The organism is Streptomyces sp. NPDC002779, assembly GCF_042888685.1.
Taxonomy (GTDB): Bacteria; Actinomycetota; Actinomycetes; order Streptomycetales; family Streptomycetaceae; genus Streptomyces.
Map to the genome: position 1 here is coordinate 394454 of NZ_JBIAQC010000002.1, position 12938 is coordinate 407391.

Annotated in this window: 9 protein-coding genes and 1 pseudogene; 1 reads left to right on the plus strand and 9 read right to left on the minus strand. The window is 73.0% G+C overall.

Going from position 1 to position 12938, the window contains the following annotated elements:
• The 8 genes from ACFYW5_RS07450 to ACFYW5_RS07485 all read right to left on the minus strand — a co-directional run bounded on the left by ACFYW5_RS07450 (position 1) and on the right by ACFYW5_RS07485 (position 11474).
• Positions 1-2478, minus strand: coding sequence for a tetratricopeptide repeat protein (locus tag ACFYW5_RS07450; RefSeq protein WP_389415991.1), 2478 nt, complete (start codon positions 2476-2478; stop codon positions 1-3).
• A complete protein-coding gene (locus ACFYW5_RS07455; RefSeq protein ID WP_389415992.1) occupies positions 2475-3809 on the minus strand; it encodes a hypothetical protein in 1335 nt (444 codons plus the stop codon). The genes ACFYW5_RS07450 and ACFYW5_RS07455 overlap by 4 nt, the downstream gene beginning before the upstream one ends.
• A gap of 54 nt (positions 3810-3863) precedes the next feature.
• Complete coding sequence (locus tag ACFYW5_RS07460; RefSeq protein ID WP_389415993.1) at positions 3864-4907, minus strand: glutamate ABC transporter substrate-binding protein; 1044 nt, start codon at positions 4905-4907, stop codon at positions 3864-3866.
• A gap of 14 nt (positions 4908-4921) precedes the next feature.
• The gene (locus tag ACFYW5_RS07465) at positions 4922-6319 is read right to left on the minus strand and encodes a hypothetical protein (RefSeq protein ID WP_389415994.1); all 1398 of its coding nucleotides are present in this window, start codon (positions 6317-6319) and stop codon (positions 4922-4924) included.
• 373 nt (positions 6320-6692) lie between these two features.
• Positions 6693-7664 (minus strand): N-acetylglucosamine kinase, encoded by a 972-nt coding sequence (locus ACFYW5_RS07470; protein ID WP_389415995.1) that lies wholly within the window; start codon positions 7662-7664, stop codon positions 6693-6695.
• Complete coding sequence (locus ACFYW5_RS07475) at positions 7655-8920, minus strand: 6-phospho-beta-glucosidase (RefSeq protein WP_389415996.1); 1266 nt, start codon at positions 8918-8920, stop codon at positions 7655-7657. The genes ACFYW5_RS07470 and ACFYW5_RS07475 overlap by 10 nt, the downstream gene beginning before the upstream one ends.
• Positions 8921-8945: 25 nt before the next feature.
• On the minus strand, positions 8946-10157 hold the full coding sequence (locus tag ACFYW5_RS07480; protein WP_389415997.1) for an ROK family protein: 1212 nt from the start codon (positions 10155-10157) through the stop codon (positions 8946-8948).
• Positions 10158-10382: 225 nt separating this feature from the next.
• Entirely contained in the window at positions 10383-11474 is a 1092-nt protein-coding gene (locus ACFYW5_RS07485) for a mechanosensitive ion channel family protein (protein ID WP_389415998.1), read from the minus strand.
• 299 nt (positions 11475-11773) lie between these two features.
• Between ACFYW5_RS07485 and ACFYW5_RS07490 the strand changes: the two genes are divergently transcribed.
• Positions 11774-12310: an HNH endonuclease gene (locus ACFYW5_RS07490; protein ID WP_015660341.1), complete on the plus strand. Its 537-nt coding sequence runs from the start codon at positions 11774-11776 to the stop codon at positions 12308-12310.
• A gap of 399 nt (positions 12311-12709) precedes the next feature.
• Here ACFYW5_RS07490 and ACFYW5_RS07495 read toward each other — a convergent pair.
• A pseudogene (locus ACFYW5_RS07495) lies at positions 12710-12850 on the minus strand (RNA polymerase subunit sigma-24); the annotation flags it as partial.
• Between the last annotated feature and the right edge of the window lie 88 nt (positions 12851-12938).

The following is a 12938-nucleotide window of genomic DNA, read 5'->3' on the forward strand; positions in this document are numbered from 1 at the left end:
CTACACCCACGTCCGGGGGCGGTAACGATTGGCACGTTCCACCAGGTCGATCCTCTCCTCGCCGCCCTGCGCGAGCCGGGCCAGCGTGCGGTACGAGCGCTCCAGGCCGAACCGCAGTCCCCGCTCGTCCAGGCCGCTGCCGAGCAGCGACCGCCCCCCGGCGGCGGGGGGGACGGAACCTTGGCCACCGGAGAGTATCCAGTCCAGCGCACAGCCGAGCACCTCCGCCGCCAACTGCTCGCGGCGCGCCGGGTCCAGACCGTACGCCTGAAGCGCCTCCACCTGGCCCGCCGCGGCGGTCAGGTCGTCCAGGAACGGTACGTCACCGGCGACCGCGGTGCGCTGCCGCAGCCGTGCCCGCACCGCCGCGACCCGCGCGGCCGTGTAGTGGATGGAGCTCTCCGGCACCGACTCCAGCGTCGTCACGGCGCCGCGCCGGTCGCCGGTGGCGAGCTGGACACGGGCCAGGCCGAACGCGGCGCTCACATAGCTCGGGTCGGTCGTCCAGACCAGGCGGTAGTACTCGGCGGCGTTGTCGAGCTGGCCGAGCACCTCCGCGCACAGGCCGAGGGCCAGCTTCGGCGCGGGCTCGCCGGGGAAGGCGTCGTAGATCGCGTCGAAGGCGAGCGCGGCGCCCTCGTGATCGCCGGTCACCAGCGCGGCCACGCCCCGGTACCAGACCACCCGCCAGTCGTCGGGCCGCTCCGCCTCCAGGCGCAGCAGGGTCTCGTGGGCGGTGCCCGCGTCGCCGTTCTCCAGCCAGGCCCGCACCTGCCGCAGCCGGGTCTCGGTGGAGGGCGCCGGGGCGGCGGCGAGCGCGCTGACGAGTTCGCCGGGCGCGGAGGTCATCAGGCCCGCCAGGAAACCGGCGTTGGGGTCGGAGGGGTCCACGTGCGGTACGGGCAGGGCGAGGGCCGCCGCGGCGGTGGGGACGGGCTTGACCAGGCCGGCGGCCGGAGCGGGGGTGGCCGCGGCGGGCCGGTCGCGGGCCCCCAGCCGGGAGACCTCGCCGTCCAGCTTCGGGAACAACTCCGTGTCGGTGACCTTCACTTCGGGCCCGAACAGCGTCGACAGCGCGGGCCGCGCGCGTCCCGTCTGCAGCGACACGACCTCCCGCAGCACGCCCGTCAGCTGCTCCGCCATCTCCTGCGCGGAGGCGAACCGGCGGGCCGGGTCCGGGTCCGTCGCCCGGACCAGCAGCCGGTAGAAGGACTCGTACTGGCGGAAGACCTCGATGTTGTCCGGGTCGGGCAGGGAGTCCACGAAGACGTTCGTGTAGCCCTGGAAGTCGAAGGTGAGCACCGCCAGGGTGCGGCCGACGGTGTAGAGGTCGCTCGCCACCGACGGGCCGACCTCCGCGACCTCCGGCGCCTGGTAGCCGACCGTGCCGTAGATGGCCGACTCCTCGTCGTCCATCCGGCGCACCGCGCCCATGTCGATGAGCTTGAGCTGGCTCTCGGTCTGGATGGCGTTGTCGACCTTGAAGTCGCAGTACAGCAGATTGCGGCTGTGCAGATGGCCGAGGGCCTCCAGGGCCTCGATGCCGTAGGCGCAGGCCTGCTCCACCGGCAGTGGATCGCGCTTGCCCGCCGTGGTGCGGCGGCCGTTGGCGATCTCCTTCAGGGACTTGCCGCCGACGTACTCCATGACGATGTAGCCGTCCAGGGAGCCCGTGCGCTGGTCCAGGTGCTCGACGAAGTTGTAGATCCGCACGATGTTGGCGTGCTCGATCTCCGCGAGGAAGCGCCGCTCGGAGATCGCGGCGGCCATCGCGTCCTGGTCGCCGGTGTCCAGCAGGCCCTTGAGGACCACCCACCGGTCGGAGACCGCGCGGTCCACGGCGAGGTAGACCCAGCCGAGCCCGCCGTGCGCCAGGCAGCCCACGACCTCGTACTGCCCGTGCACCACATCGCCGGACTTCAGCTTCGGGACGAAGGAGTACGGGTGGCCGCACTTGGTGCAGAAGCCCTCCGTACGGCCCGGCCGCTCGCCGCGCGCCCGGCCCACCGGCGCCCCGCAGTCCGAGCGCGAGCAGAACCGCTTGCGCTCGGGCACCTCGGGATTGTCCAGCACCATCGCGCGCGGGTCGGGCCGCGGCACGTCCGGCACGTCCACCAGGCCGACGCCGAGCCGGCTCCGCCCGGAGGCGCCGGCGGCGGAGCCGGAGCCGCGCACCGACACCGAGCGGCCGGAGGAACCGCCCGACAGGGAGCGGGAGAGCCGCCCGGACACCGAGCGGCGCGACTTCGACGACTGCGAGGACGTGCGGGAGCTGGCGCGGCTGCTGGAGCGGGAACTGGTGCTGCCGGAACCGCCCTTGCCGCCGCCGGTCACGCCGGTGGGCGCCGAGCCGACCGTGCCGGACGTGGAGACGACCGGGGCCAGACCGCAGGTGTCGCAGTACAGCTCGCCGCCGCCCACGTCCTCGTACGCTCCGCCGCAGCCGGGCCGCTGGCAGGACTGCTGTGGCTGACTCATGACCTCGTCTCCCCCCGACGATCCTCCGGGCCGTCCTGCTCCGGCACCCGTGGGGTGCCCAGCAGTTCGACGGCCGCCCGCTGGTAGCGCAGGACGGCCTGTTCCGCGACGCGCAGGTCGCAGGGCGCGCTCCACAGCATGCGCCGGGCCGCGTCGTACCGCTCGATGAGGAACGGGTCCTCGGCCAGGCCGTGCCGGGCCACCTTCGCCCGGTACGCGTCCAGCCGGCCGCGCAGCTCGGCGCGGACCGCCAACGGCTGGGTGACCGCCGTCAACGACTCGCGGGCGCGCAGCAGTTCGTCCTCCGCCTTCTGCTCCAGGGACTCCAGCAGCGGGGACAGCCGGTGCCACTGGCCGTGCCTGCGGTACTCGGCGGCCGTCGCCAACTGCTCCTGCAGCGCGGTCGGCGGGCCGCTGACCACCGGCACCTCGGTGGCGGCGATCTTCGCCAGGACCTCGCCGCGCGCGGTGCGTGCCTCGGCGAGGGTGCGGTCCGCGCGGGAGAGCACGTCCCGCAGCTTCACCAGGCGCGCCTCGGCGTCCTGCCGGACGGTGAGCACGGCGTCGATCTCCCGGCGCACGTCCTCCAGGGCGCGCGCCTCACGGTCGTAGACCGTGGTGTCCGGTTTGCCGCCGCCGGGCGCCGAACTGCCCTGCGCGGGACGCCAGAAGGCCAGCGGGTCGGACACCACCTGGGCGCGCAGGTCCGTCAAGGTGCGGGTGATGCGCTCCAGGTCGTCGCCGGCCGGGTGTTCGCCCGGGCGCACGCCGACGGAGTGCGCGAGCTTGCGGGTGCGCTGGAGCTCGGCGGCCAGTAAATCGATCCGGGCGGGCAGCGCCGACCACACGGCGTCGGCGGCGACGACCATGTCCAGCGAGGTCGCGTACAGCTCGTTCATCCGGTCGACCAGCGTCACGAGTGTGAACCGCTCGCTGAGCTTGCCCGAACCGCCGTGCAGGGTCGGCGCGTTGGCGGTCGCGGTGGCGGAACCGGCGACCGTGACGGACTCGCCGCGCAGCAGCTCGGTCAGCTCCGCCAGGTCCTCACGGCTGGACCAGCGGCGCCGGGAACGGATCTCGCGGGCGCCGCGCAGGGCCGCCGTATAGGCGTCGAAGTAGGTCCACAGCAGCGTGATGGACGCCTCCGCGGCCGTCCAGCGCTCTTGGGTGACGCCGGTCAGCTCGGCGCCTTCGAGGAGTCTGCGGCCCGCGTGGTCCTGGAGGGCGAGCAGCGAGGTCTCGATCGCCTCGTGCTCCGCGCCGAGCCGCGCCAGCGCACGGTCCACCTCGTCCCGGTCCATCACCGGCCCGGGGGGTCCCGTGACGCCCATCGATCACCTCTCGCTGCTGTGTTGTGCGGTTGGGGGGTTGTTCTCGTGCCGGGTTCAGCTCTTGCGGAGGTACTGCGGTGCGGGCGGTTCCGAATCCGCCGACTTCGCCCCCAGTGTCGCCGAAAGCCAGGTGTCGTACGACGCCTGCCAGCCGCCGGAGGTGTCCTTGCGGTAGTCCACCAGGATCTTGTTGACCCGGCGTACCAGATCGTCGGCGTCCTTCTTCATCGCCACGCCGTAGTACTCGGTGGTGAACGCGGCGCCCTTCAGCTCGACCGTCGGGTCCTGCGCGGCCTGGCTCGCGGCGAGGGCGCCGTCGGTCACCACCGCGTCCGCCTCGCCGAGTTGGAGACGGACCAGGCAGTCGAGCTGGTTGGGGACGGTGTGGGAGATGTCGGCGGAGGCCGGCAGCTCGCCGTCCTCGCGGCCCTGCTCCAGGGTGGAGTACGCCGTCGAGCTCTCGGCGGTGCAGATCTTCCGGTCGGCGAGGGTGTCGTCGTAGCCCGTCACGTCCGAGGACTTGGGGGCGAGGACCTGCTGGCCGGTCTTGAAGTACGGGGCGGAGAAGGCGACGTCGGTGAGCCGGTCGCAGTTGATCGTCATGGTGCGCACCACCATGTCGACGCGGCCCTCCTGGATCGCCGGGATGCGCTGGTTGGTGGGTATCGCCTTGAACTGCACCGCGTCCGGGTCGCCCAGGATGTCCTCGGCGATACGGCGCGCCAGGTCGATGTCGAAGCCCTCCAGCTCGGCGGCGCCGGTGCTGTTGGGGTTGCGGTAGCCCCAGCGGTAGCTGTTCTGGTCGACGCCGACGATCAGCTTGCGCTTCTCGCCCTGCCGGTTCTTGATCGCGTCGATGGTGGGGCCGTCGGCGCCGGACGGGGAGAGCGTCTGCTTCTCCGGGTCCGTGCACTCCTCCTCCGCGCGGGCGTGGCCGCCCTGCGCGATCCCCGGGCCACCGGTGCCGGTGCTGCCGTCGCCGGCGGCCCGGGCGAGCGGCAGCAGCAGCGCGAGCACCACCGCCAGGGCGCACACGGCCGCCATCGCTCCTACTCCGCCCCAGCCTTTCAGACTGGCCCGCAGACGCCTCGCGCGCATCGTCCTGCCCCCTCTCACCGGTACTCCGACAGCCTGCGGCCGATGCCCAGGACGGCGCCGGCCGCGCCCAGCACGGCGAGGACCGCCGCGCCGATGGACAGCCCCGCCATCGCGTCCAGGCCGTCGCCGGCCGCCGACCTGAACTCGGCCGTCTCGTGCTTCAGCGCGGTGGCGAGGTTGGTGTCGACGCTGTCGAAGCACTCGCCGGTGGTGCCCTTGGCGCCGATCACCTTGTCCAGCGCCTGCTGGTACTCGCCGTTCTCGTCCTCCGCGCGGGCGTCGGCGTGGCGCTTCTTCCACTCCGTCATGTTCGCCACCGCCGAGGTGACCGGCCGCTCGCCCGCCCGGTCGTCGGCGAGGTCCGCGGCGAGGGCGAGGCCCTTGCCGAGGGTGTTCATGTCCTGCGTGAAGTCGTAGTCGTACGCGTCGTACGTCTCCTCGCCGACCTTCTTCGTCTCGGCGCCCCGGGAGACCAGCGTCAGGTTCTCGTTGCCGCGGGCCTTCAGGGAGGCGATCCGGGCGTCGTGCAGGACGTTCAGCGAGCGGACGCCGTGGTCGTAGGAGTCGTTCAGGCTCGCGCGGGCCACGCTGTGGCCGATGACCAGCCACAGCAGCACCACGGTGGCGGCGGCGGTGGCGGCGACCAGGCCGTGGTTCAGGACGCGGTGGGTGCGGCGGTAGTTGCGGTGCTGGGCCCAGGCGAGGGCGGCGAGCGCGAGGACGCCGAGGGCGATCGCGGCCCAGGGGTACGGGGTGGCGCCGTCGTAGTCGTCGCGCAGCCGCTGGTTCTCCTTGGTGTAGAGATCCTCCGCGGCCGGGAGCATCTCCTGCTGCATCTTCTCGTTGGCGTACCGCAGATAGGCGCCGCCGACCGGGAAGCCCTGGCGGTTGTACGTCCGGGCCTGCTCGACCAGGCCCTTGTACTCCGGCAGCAGCCGGTTGAGCTTGGCGATGGTCGCCGCGGAGGGGGACTCGGGGTCGGAGTTGGCCGCGGCGTTGACGAGCTTCTCCGCGGCCGTGCGGATGCCCTTCTCGTAGCGGACGCGGTTGACGCCGGTCTCCGAGCGGCCGGCCAGGAAGCCGCTGGAGGCGGCGGTGTTGGCGTCGGCGAGGGAGCGGTAGATGTCGGCGGCGTCGGAGCTGAGCGGCTGGCTGCTGTGCAGCACGTCGTCGGCGGCGGCCGCGCGGTCGGTGACCTGCCAGGCGGTGACGGCCCCGAAGGTGACGACCAGCAGGGCGAGTACGGCGCCGATGATCCGCAGCCGGCCGGGTTCCGTGGTGGCGCCGGCGCGGAGCCGGTCCACGCCCTCGGCGAAGGCGGTGCGGCGGGTCGCCGGCGGCGCGGGGGCGGTCGGCTCGGCGGGGGGAGCGGGACGGTGCTGCTGCGGCGGGATCGGCGGCATGGCGGGCATGCCGGATCCCGGTGGTGGTGCCGTGCTGCTCGTCGCCGGTTGTGTCACTTCGACCTCCCCCATGGTCATCCGTCGCCCGCAAGTATCACTGCCGAAGCCTGCCGACGGCCAGGCGGGATCCCGGATCACCCCCTGCCCATGAATACGCCTCGGCCGTCGGTTCGGTTCCGGCAGGGTGGGTTGGGGAGCGGCGGGGGGCGGATCGGGGTGCGAGCGGGGTGGGTTGGGTCGCGGCGGGGGGCGGATCGGGGTGCGAGCGGGGTGGGTTGGGTCGCGGCGGGGGGCGGATCGGGGAGCGGCGGGGCGGGAGATGGCCGGTTGCGGCTCCGCGGCCCTCGCCCGTCCGCCCTCGGCATGCGCCCGCGCCCACCCGTCACCGCTCGTAATGTGCCCGTGCTCGCTCCTCCGCCTCCGGCCCCGCGCCCACCCCGTCCAAGCCCAGCAGCACCGCCCCCAGTACCGGCGGGGCCGTCACCACCCGCGGCACCGCCTTGGGGGCGTGCGTGGCCAGCAAGTCCCGTATGCCCATGTCCAGGAGGGGATGACGGGCGGCCAGGACGCTGCCGCCGAGGACCACCGGAGTTTCCTCCGTCAGGAGGTCCAGCCGCCGCAGCGCCACCGTCGCCATCGTCACCACCTCCTCCGCCAGGCGGTCGACCAGGGAGCGGGCCACCGGGTCGCCCGCCGTCGCCGTCGTGAAGAGGACCGGGGCCAGTTCGTGGCGGCGGGACAGGGGGATGTGGTCCAGGTGGAGCGCTTCGATCAGGGCCTGCATCGACGGCAGGCCGAAGTGGGCCGGGAGGGACACGGCCAGCGTTGTCGGGGCGCCGCGTCCGTCCTCCGCCCGCGCCGCGTGCCACAGCGCCTCCTCCGCCAGGCCCCAACCGCCGCCCCAGTCACCGGAGATACGGCCCAGCGCCGGGAAGCGGGCGGTGCGGCCGTCCGGTCGCATGCCCACGCAGTTGATGCCGGCGCCGCACACCACGGCCACGCCGCGCGGTTCGGCCACGCCCGCCCGCAGGATCGCGAACGTGTCGTTGCGGACGTCGACCGTCGCGCCCCACGCGCGCGCGTGCAGCGCGGCCGCCAGCTGTTCCTCCTCCACCGGCAGGTCCGCGTTGGCCAGGCACGCCGAGACGTGCGACACCGAGTCGACGCCCGCCTCGGCGAACGCCCGCCGTACCGCGTCCGCGACCTTGTCGACCGCCGCCGTCACCCCGACCGCCGGCGGCCGGAACCCGCCTCCGCGTGCCGTCCCGATGACCTCCCCGCCGGCCGTGACCACCGCCACGTCGGTCTTGCTGTTGCCCGCGTCGACGGCCAGTACCGTGCCCGTCACGCCCACGCCAGGTGGTCCCGGTTGTGCGCGATCAGCCGGTCGGTGAGGGCCTCGGCGTACGCGAACTGGCCGATCAGCGGGTGGGCGAGCAGCGCCCGGAACACCCGCTCGCGGCCGCCCCGCAGCGCCGCCTCCAGGGCCAGGTCCTCGTAGGCCGTCACGTTCGCCATCAGTCCCGCGTACAGCGGATCCACGTCCGCGACCGGCAGCGGCGCCGCCCCCTGTGGGCTCACCGCGGCCTGCACCTCCACCACGGCGTCGTCCGGGAGGAAGGGCAGTGTGCCGTGATTGTACGTGTTCACCACCTGGTAAGGGCTTCCGGCACCGCCGAGCAGCGCCGCCGCCAGGTCCACGGCGGCCTCCGAGTAGTAGGCACCGCCCCGCCGGGCCAGCAGCTCCGGCTTCTCGTCGAGCGCGGGGTCCGCGTACAGCTTCAGCAACTGCCTTTCCATCTCCGCGACTTCGGCGGCGCGGGAGGGCTTGGTGCGCAGTTCGCGCACGACCTCGTCGTGGGCGTAGTAGTAGCGCAGGTAGTAGGAGGGGACCACGCCGAGGCGGTCCAGGACCGCGCGGGGCAGGTGCAGGGCGCCGGCGATGTCCTCGCCGTGCTCGGCCAGCAGCCTGGGCAGGACGTTCTCGCCCTCCGGGCCGCCGAGGCGTACCGCCGTCTCCCAGGTGAGGTGGTTCAGGCCCACGTGGTCCAGGTGGAGGTCGGCCGGGGCGACGCCCAGCAGGCCCGCGAACCGGCGCTGGAAGCCGATCGCCACATTGCACAGGCCGACCGCCCGGTGGCCCTCCCTCAGCAGGGCGCGGGTCACGATCCCGACCGGGTTGGTGAAGTCGATGATCCACGCGCGCGGGTTGGTCCGCCGGACGCGTTCGGCGATGTCCAGCACCACCGGCACCGTCCGCAGCGCCTTCGCCAGCCCGCCCGCGCCGGTCGTCTCCTGGCCGACGCAGCCGCACTCCAGCGGCCACGTCTCGTCCTCCTCACGGGCCGCCTGGCCGCCCACCCGGAGCTGCAGCAGCACGGCGTCGGCGCCCTCCACGCCCCGGTCCAGGTCGTCCGTCGTGACCACCCGGGCCGGGTGGCCCTGGCGGGCGAGGATACGGCGAGCCAGGCCGCCGACCAGTTCGAGCCGCTCGGCCGCCGGGTCCACCAGGACCAGCTCCGTCACCGGCAGCGTGTCCCGCAACCGGGCGAAGCCGTCGACGAGTTCGGGGGTGTAGGTCGAGCCTCCGCCGACCACGGTCAGTTTCATTGCGCGGGTCAACCCTTCACTCGGGTCAGCGCGAGGTGTCGAAGACCTCGTCGCGGGTCGTGGCGAGCGCGCTCTCCAACGCGCCGCGCAGGACGGGCTGTTCGGTCACGTCACCCAGCACCAGGCGCGGCCGGGAGGCGGCGAGGTCCGCCAGTTCGGCCTGGACGAGGGCCAGCAGCCGCTCACCGCCGGAGGTGAGGGCGCTGCCACTGAGGACGACGAGTTCGGGGTCGAGCACGGAGACGAGCGAGGCGAGACCGGTGGCCACCCCGGTCGCGTAGGTGGCGAGGAGCCGGCGCTGCGGATCCGCGCCGCTGTCCGCGGCCCGGGCCAGCAGTTCGGCGGCGACCTCGGTGCAGGGGCCGTCGGGGATGTCGTCGATCCCCAGTTCCCGGGCGAGCCGGGGGATGACCTGGGCGCCGGCCAGCTCCTGGTAGCCGCCGCTGTTGGCCCGGGTCACCTGACGGACCAGGGGGGCGCCCGGCACCGGGAGGAAGCCGACCTCGCCCGCGCCGCCGGTGAAGCCGCGGTGCAGCCGGCCGCCGAGCACCAGGGCGGCGCCGAGTCCGGCCTCGTTCCACAGCAGCACGAAGTCGTCGTGGCCGCGGGCCGCGCCGAGGCGCTGTTCGGCGAGGGCGACGAGATTGACGTCGTTCTCGTACTCCACCGGCATCGGCAGGGCGGCGGCGAGGGTGTCGAGGAGGGCGGGCGAGTGCCAGCCGGCGAGGTGGGCGGCGTAGCGCAGCCGGCCGGTGCCCGGGTCGAAGGCGCCGGGGGTGCCGATGACGAGCCGGCGGATGTCGTCGCGGGTCAGCCCGGCCGCCTTCACGGCGCCGTCGAGGGCGGCGGTGACCTGCTCGACGACGGGGCGTGCTGCCCGGCGTCCCGGGGTGGGGACTTCGTGGCGGCCGATGGTGCGGCCGGTGATGTCGGCGACGGCGGCGAGGACGCGTTCGGGGGTGACGTCGAGTCCCGCGGCGTATCCAGCGGCGGGGTTGACCCCGTAGAGCTGGGCGCTCGGGCCGGGGCGGCCCTCGGTGGTGCCGGTGGCGACGACCAGGCCCGCGGTCTCCAGCCGGGTCAGCAGCTGGGAGGCGGTCGGCTTGGACAGGCCGGTGAGCTTGCCGATCCGGGTGCGGGACAGGGGGCCGTGCGCGAGCAGCAGATCCAGGGCGGCGCGGTCGTTCATGGCGCGCAGGAGGCTCGGGGTGCCCGGCGTACCGGCGGTTCCTGCCATGGGATCTGCACCTGCCTCTCGGGCGACCGGCTTCTCACCCAGCGACTGTTAGGAAGGTTTCCTATCGGCTGAGGGGAAGGTAGATGTCGGCGCGACAGCCGTCAAGAGCCCCCGCGGCAACGGGGCGCGACAGTCGTCAAGAGCCCCCGCGGCAACGGGGCGCGACAGTCGTCAAGAGCCCCCGTCGGCAACGGAGTCGTTGCCGACGGGGGCGCGAGAGGGGGCCTACTTCGTCACGTTCGGCGGGGGCAGCGGGGTGGCCGCCTGGGCCTGCGGTGAGGCGGTGTTGGCGTAGGCCGAGGGGGCGGCCATGCCCGCGGTCGGGTCGGCGGGGGCCGTCTCCCCGGTGGGCAGCGGCGGGCCGCCGACGATCTGGATGTCCGCCGCGTCGAAGGCCCGCTTGATCCGCCAGCGCAGCTCGCGCTCCACGGTCAGCGCCTTGCCCGGCATGGTCTTCGCGGTGACCCGGACGACCATGGAGTCCAGCAGGACGCTGTCCAGGCCGAGGGTCTCGATCGGTCCCCACAGGAGCTCGTTCCAGGGCTCCTCCTTGCTCATCCGCTCACCCACGTCGGCGAGCACGGCCTTCACCCGTTCCAGGTCCTCGGAGGGGCGGACGGTGACGTCGACACCGGCCGTCGACCAGCCCTGGGAGAGGTTGCCGATCCGCTTGACCTCGCCGTTGCGGACGTACCAGATCTCGCCGTTGTCGCCGCGCAGCTTCGTCACGCGCAGGCCGACCTCGATCACCTCGCCGGAGGCGACGCCCGCGTCGATGGAGTCGCCGACGCCGTACTGGTCCTCCAGGATCATGAAGACGCCGGAGAGGAAGTCCGTGACGAGGTTGCGGGCGCCGAAACCGATGGCCACACCCGCGACACCGGCGGACGCCAGCAGCGGGGCGAGGTTGATCTCGAAGGTGCCCAGGACCATCAGCGCGGCCGTGCCCATGATCAGGAAGCTGGCCACCGAGCGGAGCACCGAGCCGATCGCCTGCGAGCGCTGGCGGCGGCGCTCCGTGTTGACCAGCAGGCCGCTGAGGGCCGTGCCGTCCACCGCCGAGACCGTGCGGTTCATCCGGTCTATGAGCTTGGTGATCGCCCGTCGCACCGCCACTCTCAGCACCGCCGCGATCACCAGGATCAACAGGACCCGAAGGCCGATCGCGAGCCAGGTGGACCAGTTCTCCTCGACCCAGCCGGCGGCGTTGGTCGCACTCTCCTGGGCGTCCTGGAGCGACGGAACCGCCGGCGTGGACCCCGAAGGAGAGGGGGACGGGGTGGGACCGGCGGCCAGTAGGACGGCGGACAAGGACACTGCGGGTACCTCCAGGTGCGGCTTCTGCCTCCCGTACGGCGGTCACAGGGCGTCGGATCATCAAGGTCACGAAAAGGTCACCGAGGGGGCAGACCCACCACACTAACGGTGCATCGTGTGTGGATCGTCGTGATGCCCTGGGGAGAGACCGTGCTCACCTGGGGATGAAGAAAGGTGTGGTCGAAAACACTCTCAGCCCGTTACCTGGACATGGTGGCGCATTCACCAGGGCTGAGGGGAAACTGACTACAGATCGTCCCGGCGCGAGCCACGCGCCGCCGACGCCCAAGGAGGCATCCGTGCCGCATGTCCTGGTCCTCAACGCGTCGTACGAGCCACTCGGCGTCGTACCGCTCCGCCGCGCGCTCGTCCTCGTGCTCGAAAACAAGGCCGTCTGCCTTGAGGAGTCCGGCGCCTTCATGCACAGCGCGACCGTCACGGTCCCCGCACCAAGCGTGGTCCGGCTCAAGCGGTTCGTGCGGGTTCCCTATCGGGGGCCCGTTCCTCTGACCCGCAGGGCGCTGTTCGCCCGCGACGGGGGCCGGTGCATGTACTGCGGTGGCGTCGCAACCAGCGTCGACCACGTCATCCCGCGCAGCCGCGGGGGCAAGCACGTCTGGGACAACGTGGTGGCGTCCTGCCGCCGCTGCAACCACGTGAAGGCCGACCGTCATCTGTTCGAGATCGGCTGGCGGCTGCGGCACAAACCGGCTCCGCCCAGTGGTCTGGCCTGGCGCATCATCGGCACCGGGCATCGGGATCCGCGCTGGTTGCCGTACTTGCAGCCGTACGGCGCGGATGATGCTTTGGCCCGGATCGACGGCATTTCTGCCTGAGGATCCGGGCCCTTGTGCGTCTTATGGGGGCGCGTGGTGTTTCGGCTGCGGGCCGGTGGGGCTTGTCGCGCAGCTCCCCGCGCCCCTTAAGGAGTCGGCCTTGCCCCTAGTGTGATGTACAGGGAGCTGCCCCATACGAACACGAGTGCTGCCGTCGTCCATGCGCCCCCGTCTGCTCCCGGCTCCAGCAGCCATGCCCAGGTCGGGAGTGTGCCGCCAGGGATGCCGGAGATTCCCAGGTACATCGCGCTCACGTAGGCGAACGCCGGCAGCCAGCTCAGGCGGGCGCGAGCAGCGTCGTGGCGGCGAGGGAGGCGAGGGCATGGGGCAGGGCGCGGGAGCGGGCGTACAGGGAGAGGCCGGTCGTGGTCACAGGGCCGGTACCGCCTTCGGGTCGCAGACGTCGGTGTCCTGGAGCACTTCGCGGACGACCTCCGGGTCGGGGCAGCGCCGGGTCAGCCGGGCGTGCAGCCAGCCCGCGTGCCGGTCGTACAGCGCGGCCATCGCCGCCGACTCCCCGGCCGCGACGGCCCGCAGCAGGGCCGCGTCCGCGCCCGCCTCGTCCTTCTCCCGGTGGCCCCCATGGGGCGGAACAGGCTCACACCCCGTCTACCGACCAGCCGGGCTC

Bases quoted from the DNA above. Each gene is read 5' to 3' on its own strand.
- ACFYW5_RS07450 (WP_389415991.1), bottom strand. From the start codon at position 2,478: ATGAGTCAGCCACAGCAGTCCTGCCAGCGGCCCGGCTGCGGCGGAGCG.
- ACFYW5_RS07455 (WP_389415992.1), bottom strand. From the start codon at position 3,809: ATGGGCGTCACGGGACCCCCCGGGCCGGTGATGGACCGGGACGAGGTG.
- ACFYW5_RS07460 (WP_389415993.1), bottom strand. From the start codon at position 4,907: ATGCGCGCGAGGCGTCTGCGGGCCAGTCTGAAAGGCTGGGGCGGAGTA.
- ACFYW5_RS07465 (WP_389415994.1), bottom strand. From the start codon at position 6,319: ATGCCCGCCATGCCGCCGATCCCGCCGCAGCAGCACCGTCCCGCTCCC.
- ACFYW5_RS07475 (WP_389415996.1), bottom strand. From the start codon at position 8,920: ATGAAACTGACCGTGGTCGGCGGAGGCTCGACCTACACCCCCGAACTC.
- ACFYW5_RS07480 (WP_389415997.1), bottom strand. From the start codon at position 10,157: ATGGCAGGAACCGCCGGTACGCCGGGCACCCCGAGCCTCCTGCGCGCC.